We start from the raw sequence: 18,761 nt of genomic DNA on the forward strand, positions 1-18,761 counted from the left end.
ACTCCGTCACGTTACCTCTAGAATCTCAAGGGTACTCAGGTATAATCTCGCCCTAATTCCTTTCTGAATAGTGACTCGTTCCATGGATCAACTGATCTCCAAACTGAAAAAAATAGAAAAACAAAACTATCGCAGTTACCAGCAAATAAAGGGCAACTACGATTTCGGAGATTTTGAGCTGTTCATAGACAACACTCAAGCCGATCCATATGCTCCACCTTCGCGTGTACGCGCTTTCCGAAAATGGTCTTTAACCGAACTTGCATGGCTAAAAGACACCTCATCAGCGTACCAAAGAGCCGCAAGGGATTTTATCGCTCGCTCCTTTTCCCATTTTGCTGCTCAGGAAAACAGCGTGACAATCGCGTTAACTGGTCAGACAGTGCTTGATCAAACTGCTGTGATTTTCACTGAAGAAGGCATTGAACTGAGATTTCGTGTTGATCTGCCGGCAGACGGTCGAACCGTGTTGGGTAAGAAAGCCATCAATATCCTAACCTTCCACCTGCCTAAGTTCATCCGCAAAGCGACCCTGAACCGCGAACTGGACATTGAAAGGTTAAAAGCACATTGTGAAGCAGTGGAAGATCAAGTTGCGCTGCGCAGTCAACTCGCAGAACATAACCTTCTTGCGTTCATTGCTAACGGCAGTGTGCTGCCGCGTAAAGCGGGCAACATCGATTTGCCAATGATTGACGCGGTTGCTTTTCAATCTCCTGACTCTTTGGAAGTTGAATTGGACACTCCAAATTCAGGAAAAATAAAAGGCATGGGTATCCCAAATGGAATTACGCTTGTTGTGGGCGGTGGTTTTCACGGAAAATCGACTCTGCTCAATGCGGTGGAGCGTTCCATTTATGACCATATTCCCGGAGATGGTCGCGAAAGAATCGTGACCGATGTCAATGCGATGAAAATTCGTGCAGAAGACGGTCGATGTGTTCACGAGCTTAACTTATCGAACTACATCAATCATCTGCCTCAAGGAAAAAGTACTGAGTCGTTTTCTACTCAGGATGCTTCCGGCTCTACATCGCAAGCCGCTTGGCTACAGGAATCTCTGGAGTCTGGAGCAACTGCATTACTTATTGACGAAGATACGTCTGCGACGAACTTTATGATTCGCGATGAGCGTATGCAGGCTTTAGTCAGTAAAGGCGAAGAACCTATTACCCCTTTGGTTGACCGAATTGGTCAGATCCGAGATGAGCTATCAGTTTCAACACTGATCGTTATGGGCGGCTCCGGAGATTATCTTGATGTCGCAGATACTGTGATTCAAATGCATGATTACCAAGCCATTGACGTGACTGAGAAAGCGAAAGAAGTGATCAAACTTCACCCGACGCAGCGCGTTCAGGAAGCCACTGATTCTCTGGAACGTTTGTCGCCACGCTCCTTCAATGCAAAAGCACTTCAGAATATTCTGGCTGACGGTAAGTTCCGAGTCGGTGCCAAAGGCAAGTCCAGTCTGCGTTTTGGCAAAGAAAGGGTCGATCTTAGTGCATTGGAGCAGATTGAATCCGAGAGCCAGCTTAACGCAGTAGGCTGGCTTTGGTTCCAGTTAGCTCAAATTCAGGGATGGTCTAAAAACCCCGGCAAAGATATAGAACAAATGCTCAGTAACCCTGAGTGGTTTAGCACCATGCCAAATAATGGCGATCTTGCTAAACCGCGTGTTATTGATGTAATGGCCGCACTCAACAGAATGCGTCAGTCACAATTCAAGTCTAACTAAAAAAAATAAAGGAGCCGAAAGGCTCCTTAATTGTATCTGCTCCAGAAACGTCTGGATTCGATACGCAATTACATTCCAGTCAAAGGAATAAAATAGACCAATGCAGACCAAGCAAAAATCCATACACACACCATAACGGTGTCTAGCCAGTCTCTACTCCACATAGGTACTCTCCCAATGCAAAAAAAGTGATGCTCATGGCTACTCTGTAGCCGGCAGTGAATCATCTCTCAAATTACATAAAGCAAAATACAGACCAACTGTTCAATTTATGATCAAATAAATATTTCTGGATTCTCTTGGATCAGTGTAATCATGCAATCTGCCATGGAATAATTGGAGACATATCCCTTGTCTTCCATCTTCAGCACGGCGTCATAGCCTTCTTTGCCTTTCATGGTGTAAGCCGTTGAACAGCCACGATATATTTTGTCGTCTTCAACTTCTTCCCACTGCTCGCCACGCCTGATTTCCAGTGTTGACATTCTGTTCCCAATCTCAGCGTCTGAGTCATATTCAAACCTAAGATTGTAGGTATACGGATAGCTGCCAGAGCCTGTTCCAACTACGCCATTGCTTAGTGCATTGTTAATTGCACCTTCCAACATTTGCCGCACATACTTGCCTTTAATGTCGTAATAGCCCACCGGAATGGCAAACGGCAAAAGTTTTCCTGCCACTTCATCTACCGTTATCTTTCCTTCAGGCAAAGAATTTCTAACCCCACCGGCATTATGAACTGCAAACTCGACGTTATGACCGTCATTATTCATCACTTCAACAAACGAACGACAAACTATTGGCGCTAATTCGCTAGGTCCCTCTTCGTCTGGGATACGCACATGGCGATAAGTTTTTGACGCTTCCCCTATGACTCTCGCTCTTATCTCGTTAACCTGAGGTCGGTACTTGTCATCCAGAATGGCTTTGATGGCTTGATCTTTTGTACAGCGAATCACATTAGGGTGTGAGTAAATGACAGATTGAGTTCTGTCGTACACACTGTCATCAACCAGTTCATCCAAGCTTGCATCCATTGCCAGTCTTCGACCAACAAGCAACTCATTCTTGCCTTCAAACCGAGTAACGTTGCCAGCTTCATCAAAGTCAATTTCGCAATGCCCCATAAACTGAGCATAGCAACCTGCCTGAACAACTCTGGTTCCGTTTATCAGGAGCCCGTAGTCATCGTGCTTGGTTAATCCGATATCCGTAAAATCACCCTGAATCACATGGGTGTGCCCACCTATGATCAGGCTTACCCCATCAATCTCTTCAGCTAACTGTTTGTCTTCTTCATAACCAAGATGACTAAGTAGAATGATCTTATTTATCCCAGAAGACTGAATCGCTTTGATTGTCTGCTCTGCCGTTTCTTTGGCATTCAGGAAAGGCGTGTCTGCATCTGGGTTTGAGATGTCTGCCATTTTATCTAGCGACAAACTGAAAACAGCAATCTCCTCTCCGTCCGCATCAAACGTTAACCAACTGCCGTAGCTTTTTTCTTTTTTGTAGGTATGAAGGTTAGCTCTCTCACTCAGACGGTTTGGCTTGTCCAGTTCAGAAGAAAGGTCCCAGTTACTGGCGATCATTGGAAAACTGATGTGATCCAGGAAATCGGCAACGGGTTCGTTACCCATATCCAGTTCGTGGTTGCCTACCACCATGGCATCTGGATTCAACGCGCTAAGCATTTCTGCATTCGCACGTCCTTTAAATAATGAAAAATACAGTGTGCCCTGAAAACAGTCTCCGGCATGGAAAAAGAGAAAACGCCGGTTTTGAGATTCTGCATTTTTGCGAATTTGGTGAAGCCGATTAGAGATTCGAGCAAAGCCGCCCACACTGATAAACGGAGACATTTGTCTGCCGCCGATATTTAAGTGAAGTTGAATGGTACTTGGTTCGAAATAGGAGTGCGTGTCGTTGATGTGCGCTATGGTAAGCGTGGCTTTTTTGTTTTGTTTTTTCATTCGTTTTTCTTTTTGTCTTTTTGCCATTCTATCATAGCTGTACCTTAATGACATATTTATGAACTATCTAGAAACTCTCGCTAAGTCATTGTTTATTAGATATTGTGATCCTATCACTGCTTCTAAAATTCGAAATGGTATAAGCTTAAAGCATAGCCTCTGATTCATGTATGGTGTGTATGCAGTTAGAACGAATTGAAATATCAGGATTTCGTGGAATTAAGCGCTTATCTTTGGCTTTTGATGAGCTGACTACCTTGGTTGGCGAGAATACCTGGGGCAAATCTTCCCTGTTGGACGCTCTGTCCATTGCTTTACCAAGTGACTGCGAACCCTACGAGTTTGTGATGCAGGACTTTCATGTCGACTACTCCATCTCTGAGCCTCAAACCCAGCACCTTCAAATTATTCTGAGCTGGAAAGCCAGTTTCGAGGGTGAAGAAAAAGCCGGAAGATACCGAAAAATCAAACCTGTCTGGATAACTGATGACGATGGGGTCAAGCGCATTATCTATCGTCTTAGTGCCACCAGAGACCAGTACAAGATCTCAACCAATTACATGTTCCTCGATAGCTCTGGTAACCAACTGCACCTTCACCATGCCTACAAGCTGGCTCAGGAACTCATGGCACTTCACCCAGTGATCCGTTTACGCGATGCCCGTAAGCAAATTGCCAGTCAGCAACAGAAAGAGATCAATTCACGCGCCGAAAAGCGTATCGAGAACACTTCCCGTCGACTGCTCGCTATGCCTGGGCACGTAAATAAGGGGGAAATGCGAAGCAGCTTAAATTCCATGGAAAACTTGGTAGAACACTACTTTAATGTGAAAGGCCAATCCCGAGGTAACCCCCGAAGGCAGCGTGACCGCATTTTCTTTGGCAGCACCAGCACGGACAAAACCGCGCTTTCTCAAATGGCAGATAAGAACAACAATAAACAGACTCGTCTTCTAATGATGGGGTTACTTAGTGCCTACCTGCAAGCAAAGGGACCCGGTGAGTTGCGCCGCTGCGCAAGACCAATTCTTATCATAGAAGATCCCGAAGGACGCCTGCACCCAACGCACTTAATACGTGCCTGGAGTATTTTTCAGCTTCTGCCGATGCAGAAAATCATTACAACAAACAGTGCCGAATTGCTTGGAGCCGTTCCGCTTTCCTCGATTCGTCGCTTGTCCCGACATTCTGACCGCACCGTTGCGCACGCTATTTCGCTAAAAAGACTTTCAGCTGACGAACTTCGAAAGATTGGATTCCACATTCGTTTTCATCGTTCAAGTGCACTCTTTGCGCGTTGCTGGCTACTGGTAGAAGGGGAAACGGAAGTATGGCTATTTAACGAGCTTGCCCGATTACTTGATTACAACTTGGCAGCCGAGGGGGTTCAGATTATTGAGTTTGCTCAGTCTGGGCTTAAATCGCTCGTGAAGGTCGCGCAGTCGTTCAATATAGACTGGCACGTGATTACCGACGGAGATGCCGCTGGTAAAAAGTACGCGGCTTCGGTAAGGAGCTTGCTCGATCACGAACAGGAACGACACCGGTTAACAGAGCTACCCGACAGAGACATAGAACATTTTCTTTATGCCAACGGGTTTGAACCTTTCTTTAAAGAGTTGGTTAAAATCCCTTTGGATCACCCTATTCCTCCTAAAAAAGTCATCGCTCGGGCACTCAAAAAATACGCCAAGCCAGATCTGGCACTCGCGATTGTGAGTTACTGTGAAGATCACGGCACCGAGCTGGTGCCTATATTGATTCGCTGGACGCTTAAACGTGTCGTTAGCCTTGCTAATGGCAATCGTTAGGAAGTGGTTTGGGCTTCACGCTTAAGGTGAGTGTGAAGCCATTGTCCACTGGCTTTCATGGAATAACCAAACACTCCACCTAAAATCAGTGATGGGATAACGATGCCCCAATCCCCGTTTGCTGCAAACGTTGCGCAGCATCCAATAAAGGTTCCAGGTATATAACCTAGCCAGCTTTTCTTGGCCTGAATACACATGATGAATGCTACAATTGAAGTGACAACGTAACCTAGAATTTCTACGCTCAGCAAATCAGAAAACGTGATGATAACCATTGCCCAGAAGACGCCAGAGAGATTGGTAAGAATTGAGGCTCCAAGCCCTTTCAATCCGTCTTGAGGAGAAGCGAAGTAGCTTGTACAACCCAGAAAGCCAGCCCAGCTGATTAAGCCGAGAGTAACCGATAACCAGCCCCATATACCCGAGAGAATGCCTGTTGTGATAGCAATGGCAAAAAGTACGCTCATTGTAAAACCTGTATTGCAGTCAAAAAGCGATGTTATATAAACCAATCAGCGCTTCAAACGACTTACATCACATTTATATATTACTCAATTAGGGTTATTGCATCATTCTGTTAAGGCAATCGAATACATCAATTCTTTTGATACAAAAAAAGCAGCAATTCAATGCTGCTCGGTTTTGTTACTTAAACATTCGAAACTACAAAAGCGCTGGTTTGTTTTTCATCATTCTCAAACCTTCGCGCTTGATGCAATCGATAAGTGGGTTATCAACCATGTCTGCTCGCCATATAAACGACAGTGTGCGTTCCATTTTAAGTTCTGGCACGTTCAAAGCGACCAGCTGCCCCGATTCGATAAACCTTTCTACATCTAGGTATGGCAAACAAGTTAAGTACGATCCATTGGCAACCATACTCCGCAACACGGGGACGTGCTCATACTCGCGCCATACATCCAGATCGGCAATTAAATTATGAATGTTGCTATCAAAAACTTTGCGTGTACCGGACCCGTGTTCTCGAAGCACCCATTTCGCTTGCTCCAATTGAGCAAGGCTCACCTTTTCTCTTTTGGCAAATGGGTGATGCGCCGCTGCTACTACCGTCAGATGATCGCGACACCAAACCTCTTGGTTGATTCGGTTGTCATCACAGCGCCCTTCTATGATTCCAAGGTCGAATTTATAGTCAAGAACACCCTCTATTACACTGCGCGTACTTTTCACTTTCAGCGAGATGCGCATCTCTGGAAAGTCGTTATCAATAATACTGATAAGGTCTGGAACAAGGTGTTCTGCAGGCGTCTGACTGGCGCACAACCTCACTTCCCCACTCAGCAAATGCTGGTCGAAAAAACCCAGCTCTATCTGCTGCGCGTCTTGTAATAGCTTTTTAGCTTTAGGGCGAAGCCACGTCCCCCAATGGGTGAGCATCATCCTTTTACCTTGCCTTTCGAACAAGGGACGACCAAGCATTTTTTCGAGTTGAGCGAGAGACATGCTGGTGGCGGATTGGGTTAAGGCAAGGTTATCAGCAGCCTGGCTAACACTACCTGTGTCTGCCACCGCATCAAAAACAGCCAACTGTTTGAGTGAGTATCTCATAGGTTTCCTTTGAAGAACTTTGTTTTTCTTATACCCAAACCACCTCAAAATGCTGAGTTCAGAGCTTCATCTTCTTTTTCAGTTCAAGGAGAAGAACGCAGTGTAATGACCAGTCCTTTCCAAGTTCTTAGACGATGAAATGGAAGAGAAGATGAGCTCCCAAGGGCGAGTTTGCTTGGCTTTCATACTTCGGTATCGATTTTTGATTTAGACCCACTAGACCTTCAAATCGATTTCTTGTCTGAAAACCAAGCAATTCTCGCTGAACCAGTATCTTGAGGTGGTTTGGGTATATCTTTTTTTGGCTATTTTACATGCATCCAAACGCTTATCAATAAAACTGATGTGGATCCTGAAAATTATCAATTTTTATCGAGTTACGCTTCGCCCTATTCTGGAGATGAGCCGTGCAGATAAGTGCATAGATTCATAAAGGAGAACACGTCATGAACACGAGTATAAGGAGCAAATATGTCTGCACCTGACTCTCATTTGAAGTTAATGAATACCCCACCTGAAATGATGGGGGAAGCAGAGAAATACGCAGTCAATAAGACAGCTAAGTCCACAAGCACCACTATTTACCTTGCCATGATGGCGGGCGCATTTATCGGTCTGGCTTTTCTCTTCTATATCACTGTGACAACAGGAAGTGAAAATTCGTCCTGGGGACTCAGTCGCCTGGCTGGTGGCATCGCATTCAGTTTGGGTCTTATCTTAATAGTAATTGGTGGCGGTGAGTTGTTTACCAGTTCTGTTTTGTCCGCGATAGCACTGGCAAATCGCCAGATTTCAGCCAAAAAGATGCTGGCAACCTGGGGCAAGGTGTACATAGGCAACTTCTTCGGAGCAATGCTTCTTCTGGCGCTGGTTACCGCAGCTGGTTTGTACCAACTTGACCATGGGCAATGGGGACTGAACGCCCTGAACATTGCCCAACACAAGGTACACCACACTCCGTTACAGGCTTTTGCCCTTGGCGTGCTTTGTAACCTTCTGGTTTGTCTGGCTATCTGGTTGTCTTTCTGCGCCACCAATGCAGCAACGAAAGCAGCCATGCTTATATTGCCTGTCGCCATGTTTGTCAGTAGCGGCTTTGAACACAGCGTTGCGAATATGTTCATGGTTCCGCTTGGAATGAGCATTCAGACTTTTGCTCCAGCGGAATTCTGGACGCAGGTTGGAACGTCTCCCGCTCAGTATACGGATTTGAACTGGGTGCAGTTTGTTACCGCAAACCTCATACCCGTGACGCTTGGCAACATTGTGGGCGGAGCAGTCCTGGTCGGGCTTGCAAACTGGTCTATTTACAGCCGTCCAAAACTCAAAGCCGCCCAGATTCACCCAATTACAACAACACTAACAACGTCTTCGCTTAAGGAAACCACTATGAACACTAACGTCACCATCAAGGAACTCATTACTCTTCCCGCTTTTTCTCTATCAGCAGAAACACCAACTGCACAAGCTATTGATACGTTGATTGAATCAGGGTTACAAGGTGCGGCAGTAACCGATAAAAACGATCGCCTTGTTGGTTTCTTCTCAATCCATGATGTACTGGTTGATCTTTGGTGTCAGGACTACATTCCACCAAAAGGGCAAAAAGTCGTCGACCTGATGAGCCGAGATGTGGTTGCGTTAGATGCTTCAGATTCTCTTCTCAACATTGCTGAGTATGTGTGTATAGACAAAAACCAGCTTTACCCAACAACCGATATGGGAATCGCGACCAGCTTTAGCACCCTTTCACTGGAAGAAAGAGCAAAAAGCATGAAAACACATAAGCCGAAATGCTACCCGGTTCTGGAGGGTGAAAAATACATTGGAATGGTGACAAGAATGGATGTTATCCAGGCACTACGCCCCATCTATGGTGAAAAGAAAGACGCCGAGAAAGCTAATTTAGAAATCGCCTAGCATTGTTGATTAAAAAAGCCCCCATTTCTGGGGGCTTCATTCATACACGAAGGGATGTGATATGAATTACTTACGGATGCCTTCTACATGCAGTTCCATGTCTACGTAGCTTGATGCACCCATGACAGCAATGTTGAAGTCTTTAAGCTCTAGACGAGTTGTTCCAACAAAACCAGCACGGTAACCGCCCCACGGGTCTTTACCTTCACCGATGAAATCAGCGTCGATAGTGATTGGGCTTGTTACACCATGAAGAGTAAGATCACCTTCGATAGCCAGTTTGCCATTACCTTTATCAGTTACTTTCGTACTCTTGAAAGTCGCCTGAGAAAACTTACCTGTATTGATGAAGTCAGAGCTACGCAAGTGCTTATCACGCTCTGAGTGGTTTGAATCAAGGCTAGTTGTATCAATAACAACGTTAACTTTAGATGCCGCAACATTGTTTGCATCGTAAGAGAAGTCGCCGCTAAACGTATTGAAACGACCTTTAATAAAGCTGTAACCAAGGTGCGGAACTTTAAAGTTCACTGATGCGTGTGCACCTTTAGTATCAATGGCGTAATCCGCTGCGCTTGCTCCGAATGGCAGTGCCATTGCCAAAGCTAATCCTGTTGCGAAAATCGATTTTTTCATTTTGAAACTCCTATCATTTTGCGTAGCGTGTCATCTTTATCGATGAAGTGATGTTTAAGTGCAGCAGCAGCGTGAATAACCACCAATCCGATTAAAGCGAAAGCTGCGTAATAATGGATTGCCCCTGCTATGTCTGGTTGATTGGCAAACAACTCGCCCATAGAAGGCACTACAAACCAATCAAATACTTCGATTCCACGACCATCGGCCGTTGAAATTAGATATCCTGATGCAAACAAGGTAAACAGTAACAAGTACATCGCTATATGAGCCAATTTAGCCGCAAGTACTTCAAACGCTTTCCCTTCAATAGAGGGCTGAGCGCTGACATGCTTCCATACCAAACGAAACAAGGTTACAACCGCGAGGATCAAACCGACAGATTTGTGCCAGTATGGGGCGGTCTTGTACCACTCGCTGTAGTAGGTCAGATCAACCATCCAGAGACCCACACCAAACAGCCCTATGACTGACAGTGCAGAGATCCAGTGTATGATCCTTGCAGTAAGCGAATAATTTTTTGGTTTGTTGCTCATTTTGCTACTCGTTATTATTTATGTTTGTCACATGTTAGCTAACCTGTGTCAGCTGCAACAAAGTATTTACCAAAATTTACTTACCAAAAAGTAGTACAAACTGATTGACTCATTCGAAAAATTTGAACGAAATTTGATGAACTATTGCAAATGATGAAGGTCGATACAGAATTTACAGTGTAAAAATTGGATGGGAATCAAACTTAATCTTCATTTTTCAATACCATACAGTTCATCATCAATGTCAGCCACTTTTCGTTCAATTACAGCTCTTGCGTCCGTCAAAGCCTGGTTATAAATTGCAGGACCTGCCTTTTCTACAAAAAAGTCTAGAAGAAATTCTGCTTCAAACTGACCTACTTCTGTATCCAGTTCATCGATCAGATACTGTTGAAGTTCTTCTACTAATTCATTTTTCTTGTCGCGTTCGATCTTAATATCGGTCATTGCCGTATTCTCCTATGAGTACTAGGGTCTGTTGACCTAATGAAAGTTTTTCTAATACCTTCAGGTCTATAATTGAAAGCATTGTATCAATACCAGGAGCCCACTATGCTAATCCGGATCGCAAAATCTTGGCAGCTGAAAGACAACGATATTACTTCCGAGTCAGTTTATAATGAACGCCGGAATATATTGAAAAAGATGGGTATTCTTGCTGCGACAGCTCCTATAGCAGGAACCGCAAACGCTGGGATTTTCGATGTATTTAAATCAAAAGAGCCGGAACCAGTTATTGATCCTCGTAAACCTCTGAAATCCGTTCCATCTAAGTACACCAATCGCACCCTGACTCTGACCCCAGAAGAAAAAATTCTTGCCTACAACAACTTTTATGAGTTTGGAACCGCCAAACATCAGCCGGCAGAAAATGCGAAGGGGTTTAAAACAGACCCATGGCAAGTGGAAATAGGTGGTGAAGTGCATGAACCTTATACCATCGATTTTGCTGATATTCTGAATCAATTCGCGGTAGAGGACAGATACTATCGTTTCCGGTGCGTAGAGGCGTGGTCGATGAACGTACCTTGGTTGGGCTTCCCCATCAGTAAATTGATAGAAAAAGCAAAACCCAAAGGCAACGCTAAATTTGTTGCGTTTCAAACCCTATATGATCCTGAAAGAATGCCCGGTCAGAAATCCCGCAGTATTGGCGGAGGCATCGATTACCCATACGTTGAAGGGTTGACCATTCAAGAAGCCATGCATCCGTTAGCGATCATGTCTGTTGGGCTTTACGGTAAAACACTTGCTCCTCAAAACGGCGCTCCGCTAAGGCTTATGGTTCCTTGGAAGTATGGGTTTAAAAGCATCAAATCCATAGTCAAAATTGTCCTGACTGAACATCAACCGCCCACAACCTGGAGTCAGCTTGCGCCGCATGAATACGGATTTTACGCGAACGTTAACCCCAATGTGGATCACCCTAGATGGAGTCAGGCGTCGGAACGCTTTATCGGAGAAGGGAAGATATTCAGTTCAACAAGACAGGATACGCTGATGTTTAACGGCTACGAAGACGAAGTCGCTAACTTGTACACTGGGCTTGATCTGAACAGGAACTATTAATGACGCTGAGCAATGCCCACATATTGATCGTCAAAACCCTGATTCATACTGTTCAATGGTTTTCTCTAGTGTGGCTTTTCATGGCTGCGTTAAATGGTCACCTAGGTGCGGAACCCGTGGACGAAATCATTCATTTTACTGGAAAAGCGGCGTTAAACTCCTTGATTGCTACCATGCTGGTGACTCCTATTGTTCGCTGGCTCAAAGCTGGTCAGCTGATTCGAACGCGTAGACTACTTGGCGTATTTACCTTTATGTGGGCAGCTCTCCATTTAATCACTTACATATCCCTTGATCTGGCTTATGAATGGGCGCTAATTTTTGATGAGATTATCAGCAGACCATATCTGATTGTCGGGGCGATTAGCTGGATTATTCTTTTAGTTCTTACAGTTACATCAACGCAACAAGCACAAAGAAAACTCAAAAAACGCTGGCAAGCTTTACATAATTGGGTCTATATCGCAGTCTTGTTGATTCCGATCCATTATCTTTGGTCTGTTAAATCAACAGGAATTGAACCTGTTTTGTATCTAACTTCTTCATTTTTACTACTATTATTTAGAAAAGATAAAGTAAAACGTTGGTTAGTTAAGTAAGGAGAGCGTCAATTCTCCTTACTCTGGGAGAATTTTGCTTGTTAAAAGACCTAGTCATTCAAGGACTGATTGATTTTCAGGAAGACTGCCTGAAACTGTGTGAGAGCCACTACCCTACTGTACATAACCGAGGCATGAGCGAGCATCATCTCGGTCTTGCATTCGCCCGTAGAATGGCAAGTAAGTTCACAGAATACGACCATCCAAATTACTTTGAATCCATAGAAAGCCTGCCAGTTCCAGACCAACCTTTCCACTTCAGGGTGTCGTCAGACATTGGTACCGTTTGGGTACACAGCCACCATTTGATCAGTGCAAATAAAAGCTGCCGTGAAAAACTGATGCGAGATATCCATCAATGGCAGGCAGAATACGGATACGCCATTCAACCGAACGATCTTCTGGTTGTGATCGCCGATCATTGGTTTACTAAAAGTAAGTGGAGCCGAGAAATATTCAGCTGGTGGAACACGGAATTGCCTGAAGATACAGACCGTTATAAACAACAGGGTGTGATGCTCTGGGAATCGGAGCAATCCATTTACAAAGAGCTGGAAAAACGGTTCTCCATTAGCCCCTGTTATATGAACTTTGCCCATCCACTACGAAGACCTAACAACCAAGACCCTATCCTCAAATACATCCATTTATACTCAATTCTCGAATGGCATAGGTAGACGATGTCATAAAGCTTTAATGAAACGCGTTCAAGCTAAAACAAAAACCTTGAAACGGTTGTGAAAAAACTTAAACGCTACCAGTACGAACGCTATGCCGTCCTATGCGAGCTTGCATATCCAAGGACATTCAAACAAACCCGCTACGGATTTGACCCTAACGGACAACGAATCGTCAATAATCGATTTGGCAAAGTTCTGATGAGGATACTTTGGAGCCGGGAGCGAGATGAAGTCATTATCGTCATTAAAGGCTCTCATAATCTATGGGACTGGCTTCTCAACAGTGTCATGTGGCTAAAGTCTTGTAAAAACTGGGGGCTCAATTACTCCATTCACGCCGGTTTCCACTACCTACTTGAACAGGAAAGTACACCCGCCCACAAAAAAGATACCCTTGGTCTCTCCGTTATGGAGAGAATTGAAGCCATAGTTAAACCCCTTATAGAAAACGACAAAAAGCGTATAACTATAACCGGGCACTCATCTGGTGGGGCGATTGGAAATGTAATTGCGGATTATCTGGAACAGCGCTATCCACACTGTATAAAGCGGGTTGTGACATTCGGGCAGCCTGCAGTCGGTAGCTTTAAGTTTCGCAAAAACTACCAACTTTCCAGGAGAACATATCGAATCTGTTGCGACCTGGATATTGTAACATTTATGCCTCCTCTCCCATTTGTTTACTGGCATGTTGGCAAGTTGCTCTGGCTTTATAACGGGAAAATCTATGAAAATACGCCTACAGGGATCCGATTTGTAAGATCTATCGTAAGCTGGTTGATCCGACCTTTCTCATACCATTTAATGAGGAAATACATAAGAAATAAAGATTTCTTCGATGAACGTTAATATTTGAAGATCTAAATAAAGATCCAGTATAGATCTTTCTAACAGATTATTTATTATTCTGGATCTAAATCGTAAATATGATCATTTAATAATATTAGAAAGGTAATGTTACAAATTTAATGCGACCAATATCTAATTATATGTGAGCTTCGTTTAATATTTAATACTTTTAAATATTTATAAATATTGTGATGAATACTGTATTTTCCACAAAAGCTTTAAACAAAACGGGGATATTTTATAATTATATTAGCAAATACTTTATACATTAAAACTTATGTATAACAGTCAATTAGAAGGTTATCTAATGTGAAGAACAGGTGTCATTAATTAGGTTATACATACGAAATAAATAGGCTTGACAATATTTAGTTTAGGACCAGAATAGTGAATAGTATTTAGGTAAATCCAAAGTTTAACTGTTTGCTCGCCGTTATATCGTGAGCTTGTATGAAAGTATGATCTTATCCAATTCAGAGAATTTTACGCTGTGTCTTAAACAGGATGAGTCCGGCGAACATTACGCAGAATACGAAGATTTCGTATTAAAAAGCGTATTCCAGCCTATTTTCAATGCAGGTAAAGACATTATTGGATTTGAAGCTTTGGTTCGGATTTCAAACCAACAAGGCGAAACCATAAGACCGGATTTATTTTTCCATACCAATACATTCAGTATTGAAACGCGCATTGATGTTGAAGCTCTCAGTCGCGCCATCCACATATTGAATTTTGCACAGTCAAAACATCGCAAGAAACAACTCTTTCTCAACGCCCTACCCGATCCTGAACACAATATGTTCCATGATCTGAGCAGTGCTTTGCTTGTTAGCCACCTAGACGAATTAAAAATTCGTACACGCCAGATAGTGATCGAGTTTGTGGAACTTCAGGTAAACGATAACAGCATGTTGTCCAGAGTAACCTCTCTACTGACTCAAAGCGGTTTTGGGATTGCCGTTGACGACTACGGTCAACAAGCTTCAACCAAAGACAGAGTGAAGTTACTTAACCCTTCGATTGTTAAGATTGATAAGAGTCTGATGGATGACTTCATGCGTGGTATCGCTTCACCACTACTGTCAGCCCTAAGCGTTGCGACTGAAGTTGGTGCAAAAACGGTAATTGAAGGTATTGAGTCTAACGAGCAGTTTGAAAACATGGTCTCATTAAACATCGACATGTTTCAGGGTTATCACTTGGCTCACCCTCAGCCGCTCTACTCAGTACGTTAACCAAACACCTGAATCAATACTTCCTTTACTCTCGCGGTTTTGCCTTTACAATGACCGCAAATTCAATATTTCTCTAGGTTCTCACTATGTCTATCCAATGGTTTCCGGGTCACATGCACAAAGCCCGCAAAGAGATCGAAGAAGTCATTCCACAAGTTGACGTGATCATCGAGGTTTTGGATGCCCGAATTCCTTTCAGCTCTGAAAACCCTATGATCTCTGCTTTACGCAAAGACAAACCATGCGTGAAAGTGCTTAACAAACGTGACTTGTCAGACCCTGATATGACGGAGAAATGGATAGAGCATTTTGAGCAGGAAAAAGGGGTGAAAGCCATGGCGATCACCACCACTAACCCTCAGGAAGTTCATAAGATCATGGAGCTCTGCCGTAAGCTAGCTCCACACCGTGAACAGATGGGTAAGAACATTCGCACTATGATCATGGGGATTCCTAACGTAGGCAAATCCACCATCATCAACACCCTTGCAGGCAGAACCATTGCTGTGACAGGTAACCAGCCAGCAGTGACCCGTCGCCAGCAACGCATTAACTTGCAAAACGGTATCGTGCTTTCCGATACACCGGGAATTTTGTGGCCAAAAGTGGAAAACCCTCACAGTGGATTCCGCCTTGCTGCGACCGGAGCAGTAAAAGATACCGCGATGGAATACGACGAAGTGGCGTTTTACACCGTCGAGTACCTTGCAGAGCAATACCCGAACCTTCTGAGAGACCGCTACCAGTTAGACGAGTTACCTGAGTCAGACGTAGAGCTTATGGAGGAGATCGGTCGTAAACGGGGAGCACTGCGCTCTGGTGGTCGTGTCGATTTACACAAAGCTTCTGAAATCCTACTTCATGAATTGCGCAGTGGAACCATTGGTAAAATTACCCTTGAGCGCCCAGAAATGATCACTCAAGAGCTAATTGAAGTAGAGAAAGAAGCGGAACGCAAAGCGGAAGAAAAAGCCAAGAAGAAAGAAGAAAGACGCAAGCGCTACCTCAAAAACAAGCGATAAGGCGTTATTAGAACAAGTAAAAGGCAGCCATGAGCTGCCTTTTTTCGTACTTTTTATAGGTACGCCACACCATTAAAAACAAACTTAAGTGCCACATTCGCCTCAAGTTTACCCCAACAAAACCTCGCAATTTACGCGAATAGTGCCATGCTTAACTAGAGTTACATTCACTAATGCAATCGGATATATGTAATCGATATCAATATTGAGACACCTCAGTGAGATACCGTTCAAACCTCAGTTAAGTATCAGTATCAAGTTGCTATTAATTTGATATAGTACTTAAGCTTATGGGAGAAAACTTTTCGCTGAGCTTTCGCTCCATGATGTAAAGCATGATCTACAAATGCAGGTCGCTTATTGGTTGTTGTTTAACCTTTAGTATTCGCCAGGTTGCCTATGATTTTAAATAGCCGGGAAGACTTTAACGCCCATTGTTTCATCGACAATGACGGCTTGCATTATGCCAAATATGACAACCTGCTGATAACCAGTGTTTACCAACCCATCATGAGTCCAGACCTGAAACCTTTCGCTTTTGAAGCGTTAGCGCGGTTTAAGTCGGAAGAAACTGGGGAAGCAATTCGCCCTGACTCCCTGTTCAATTCTGATCAGGTTTCTATCGCTAAGAAAATCAACATAGATCGCCTTAGCCGCGCCATACATGTACGTAATTTCGCGCAGTCTAACGTCACCCATCTCAAACTCTTTCTGAACGTGTTACCCGTGTCCGGTGAGTACAATGCTTTCATGGCGATTAAAGCCAGTTTGCTGGAAAAGCGAATCATTGAACTGGGAATGAAAACCGAACAGGTGGTTATGGAGATCGTCGAAAGTGCTGCTTTCGACAACCAATTGCTTGTCGACGCCACCGTTGCGATGCAACAGAGCGGATTTCAGGTAGCGATGGATGACTTTGGCGTACAGTCTTCAGACTTTAATCGGCTAAAAATGTTGAAGCCTGAAATCGTGAAAATCGACCGCTCTCTTCTTCTGAACTATATGAAGGGCGAGCAGTCTGATTTGCTGGATATTGTTCGGGTTTCCAAATTCATAGGTTCGAAAACCGTAATCGAAGGCGTGGAAGAGCCAGAACAGTACAACGCGATGAAAGCTCTGGGTCTCGATTTCTACCAAGGGTATCTGTTTGCGAAACCAGAGCCTTTACCTTGCGAGGTCAGGGTAAGATAACCCTATCGACAGGCTCTTTTAACAAGCTATTTGTAATTTTCCATTCCAGCAATTTTTAACAGAACCACTTCCAGTTGATCCCATGGCATTAACTGAGAATCGATCACTTCAATCCGCGTCTCAAATCCTTCCAGGCTCAGTTCGTTATAGGACATAACGCCATTTGCATTGTTAACAGCAAAACAACCTTTACTGGTGTTGATTACGCCCTTTACGCGCTCAGCGGTCAGATCGCTTAGCATGCTCATCAGCATATCGAAGTCGAATAGGTGCTCGGCACCAAATATCCATCCACAGCTGTAGTAACCCTGTCCTTTGTTTTCTTTTCTTATAAACGCCTGCCCAGGTTCAAGAATGAACTCTGGTTCGTCTATAGCGTGGTGATGAGAATGTGAATGGGAGCTGGATTGCTTAGGTTCTACTGGCTGAGTTGGTTGCTTATCGGTATCCAGTGCAGACAGGTTAATCTTGCCCAGAGAAGTAACAATGTAGTCAGAAAGCGCTTCTCTTTCTTTAGCCCAAGCTTCAAAGTGCTTGATGACATCTTCACTGCACTCGTCTGCCTTGTTGGCAACTATGATATCTGCGCTGTCTAGCTGGTCGACAAAATTCTGATTGCTCGTGTATTTTTCATCAAGAAGATTTCTAGGATCAACCAACGCAATCGTGGCTTTAAGATCAATATGATCTTTGTATTGGTCAGAAGTCAGCGTAGACACCACCTGCTTTGGATGACCTAACCCAGTGGGTTCAATAATCACTCGATCCGGCTTTTGTCTAAGTAAAGCAGTAATGCCCACAGACATAGGAACCCCCGCGGTGCAACACATACAGCCACCGGGTACTTCCTTAATCAATGCTCCCTGATCGGTCAGTAAAGCACCATCGATACCCACTTCACCAAATTCATTAACCAGTACGGCCCAGGATTCTCCTTCTGGCTTGTGTTTGAGCAGGTTCAAAATCGCGGTAGTTTTTCCTACACCAAGAAAACCTGTGATGATATTGGTAGGGACCATTGTTTCTCCTTGAGGGGCAATACAAAGCGGTAAGCAAACCCAGGATTATACCCAAATTGTTATATTGTTACACTTATCAAATTACCAACGTTCTGGCGCAACTCCACTTTGGCTCAAACTAAAAAGGCGCATCACTTACGTGATACGCCTCAGACCTCGTTCTCAATCGTGAGTTTGCGAATTAGCTACCAGTCGGGTACTAACAACTTACGAGGATTTCCTAATGTTTTTATGTTTCCTACCAAATTTTATGTAGGGCTGAAGTTCTCCTTCATGGAATTGGTCACGCGAGCCCTACTCCTTAAGTATTAACCAAATTCACACTTTTGCAAACGATTTCCTGAAAAAGATTCTGGAAAGATGTTTTTTCGATTATTTCACTTCCCTCAAAAAGCCTGATTGGGTTTAATACGT

At 43.9% G+C, this 18,761-nt stretch carries 17 protein-coding genes; 10 read left to right on the forward strand and 7 right to left on the reverse strand.

The features are described 5' to 3' along the window. The first annotated feature begins 82 nt into the window (after nt 1-82). Complete coding sequence (locus INR79_RS24600; protein ID WP_223097389.1) at nt 83-1,738, forward strand: ABC-ATPase domain-containing protein; 1,656 nt, start codon at nt 83-85, stop codon at nt 1,736-1,738. Nucleotides 1,739-2,013: 275 nt separating this feature from the next. On the opposite strand, the gene INR79_RS24605 is transcribed toward INR79_RS24600, so the two are convergent. Then, the gene (locus INR79_RS24605) at nt 2,014-3,711 is read right to left on the reverse strand and encodes a bifunctional metallophosphatase/5'-nucleotidase (protein ID WP_223097391.1); all 1,698 of its coding nucleotides are present in this window, start codon (nt 3,709-3,711) and stop codon (nt 2,014-2,016) included. A gap of 179 nt (nt 3,712-3,890) precedes the next feature. On the opposite strand from INR79_RS24605, the gene INR79_RS24610 reads away from it, so the two are divergent. Next, nucleotides 3,891-5,522, forward strand: a complete 1,632-nt coding sequence (locus INR79_RS24610; RefSeq protein ID WP_022561474.1) for an ATP-dependent endonuclease — start codon at nt 3,891-3,893, stop codon at nt 5,520-5,522. On the opposite strand, the gene INR79_RS24615 is transcribed toward INR79_RS24610, so the two are convergent. Both INR79_RS24615 and INR79_RS24620 read right to left on the reverse strand, forming a co-directional pair. Then, nucleotides 5,519-5,989, reverse strand: a complete 471-nt coding sequence (locus INR79_RS24615; protein WP_223097393.1) for a DUF1097 domain-containing protein — start codon at nt 5,987-5,989, stop codon at nt 5,519-5,521. The two genes, INR79_RS24610 and INR79_RS24615, sit on opposite strands and share 4 nt — an antisense overlap. Nucleotides 5,990-6,185: 196 nt before the next feature. Continuing rightward, a complete protein-coding gene (locus INR79_RS24620) occupies nt 6,186-7,091 on the reverse strand; it encodes a LysR substrate-binding domain-containing protein (RefSeq protein WP_004408961.1) in 906 nt (301 codons plus the stop codon). Between the two features lie 471 nt (nt 7,092-7,562). Here INR79_RS24620 and focA point away from each other — a divergent pair, with 471 nt between their 5' ends. Then, a complete protein-coding gene (gene focA, locus INR79_RS24625; RefSeq protein WP_223097395.1) occupies nt 7,563-9,011 on the forward strand; it encodes a formate transporter FocA in 1,449 nt (482 codons plus the stop codon). A gap of 66 nt (nt 9,012-9,077) precedes the next feature. Here focA and INR79_RS24630 read toward each other — a convergent pair whose 3' ends face one another. The 3 genes from INR79_RS24630 to INR79_RS24640 all read right to left on the reverse strand — a co-directional run bounded on the left by INR79_RS24630 (nt 9,078) and on the right by INR79_RS24640 (nt 10,630). Beyond that, a complete protein-coding gene (locus INR79_RS24630) occupies nt 9,078-9,647 on the reverse strand; it encodes a YceI family protein (RefSeq protein WP_004408965.1) in 570 nt (189 codons plus the stop codon). Continuing rightward, nucleotides 9,644-10,183 carry a cytochrome b gene (locus INR79_RS24635; protein ID WP_223097396.1) on the reverse strand — a complete coding sequence of 180 codons (540 nt, stop codon included), beginning with the start codon at nt 10,181-10,183 and terminating at the stop codon, nt 9,644-9,646. Before INR79_RS24635 ends, INR79_RS24630 begins: the two co-directional genes overlap by 4 nt. Nucleotides 10,184-10,393: 210 nt before the next feature. Beyond that, the gene (locus tag INR79_RS24640; RefSeq protein ID WP_022599420.1) at nt 10,394-10,630 is read right to left on the reverse strand and encodes a DUF2164 domain-containing protein; all 237 of its coding nucleotides are present in this window, start codon (nt 10,628-10,630) and stop codon (nt 10,394-10,396) included. A 105-nt stretch (nt 10,631-10,735) separates the two neighbouring features. On the opposite strand from INR79_RS24640, the gene msrP reads away from it, so the two are divergent. From msrP to INR79_RS24675, 7 genes are all read left to right on the forward strand, one after another. After that, nucleotides 10,736-11,752 carry a protein-methionine-sulfoxide reductase catalytic subunit MsrP gene (gene msrP, locus INR79_RS24645; RefSeq protein ID WP_223097397.1) on the forward strand — a complete coding sequence of 339 codons (1,017 nt, stop codon included), beginning with the start codon at nt 10,736-10,738 and terminating at the stop codon, nt 11,750-11,752. After that, a complete protein-coding gene (msrQ, locus tag INR79_RS24650) occupies nt 11,752-12,351 on the forward strand; it encodes a protein-methionine-sulfoxide reductase heme-binding subunit MsrQ (protein WP_022591892.1) in 600 nt (199 codons plus the stop codon). The genes msrP and msrQ overlap by 1 nt, the downstream gene beginning before the upstream one ends. Nucleotides 12,352-12,389: 38 nt before the next feature. Then, on the forward strand, nt 12,390-13,028 hold the full coding sequence (locus INR79_RS24655; protein ID WP_223097398.1) for a hypothetical protein: 639 nt from the start codon (nt 12,390-12,392) through the stop codon (nt 13,026-13,028). 60 nt (nt 13,029-13,088) lie between these two features. After that, nucleotides 13,089-13,880: a lipase family protein gene (locus INR79_RS24660; protein WP_022561479.1), complete on the forward strand. Its 792-nt coding sequence runs from the start codon at nt 13,089-13,091 to the stop codon at nt 13,878-13,880. A 458-nt stretch (nt 13,881-14,338) separates the two neighbouring features. Beyond that, the gene (locus INR79_RS24665) at nt 14,339-15,115 is read left to right on the forward strand and encodes an EAL domain-containing protein (protein WP_223097399.1); all 777 of its coding nucleotides are present in this window, start codon (nt 14,339-14,341) and stop codon (nt 15,113-15,115) included. Nucleotides 15,116-15,201: 86 nt separating this feature from the next. Next, nucleotides 15,202-16,137: a ribosome biogenesis GTPase YlqF gene (gene ylqF / locus INR79_RS24670; protein WP_022599423.1), complete on the forward strand. Its 936-nt coding sequence runs from the start codon at nt 15,202-15,204 to the stop codon at nt 16,135-16,137. 399 nt (nt 16,138-16,536) lie between these two features. Then, nucleotides 16,537-17,328: an EAL domain-containing protein gene (locus INR79_RS24675; RefSeq protein WP_022591889.1), complete on the forward strand. Its 792-nt coding sequence runs from the start codon at nt 16,537-16,539 to the stop codon at nt 17,326-17,328. Nucleotides 17,329-17,354: 26 nt separating this feature from the next. Here the strand turns inward: INR79_RS24675 and INR79_RS24680 are convergent, their stop codons facing one another. After that, nucleotides 17,355-18,347 (reverse strand): CobW family GTP-binding protein, encoded by a 993-nt coding sequence (locus tag INR79_RS24680; RefSeq protein WP_223097400.1) that lies wholly within the window; start codon nt 18,345-18,347, stop codon nt 17,355-17,357. Nucleotides 18,348-18,761 lie beyond the last annotated feature (414 nt).

The sequence above is a fragment of the Vibrio sp. SCSIO 43132 genome (assembly GCF_019904195.1).
Lineage (GTDB): Bacteria > Pseudomonadota > Gammaproteobacteria > Enterobacterales > Vibrionaceae > Vibrio > Vibrio nigripulchritudo.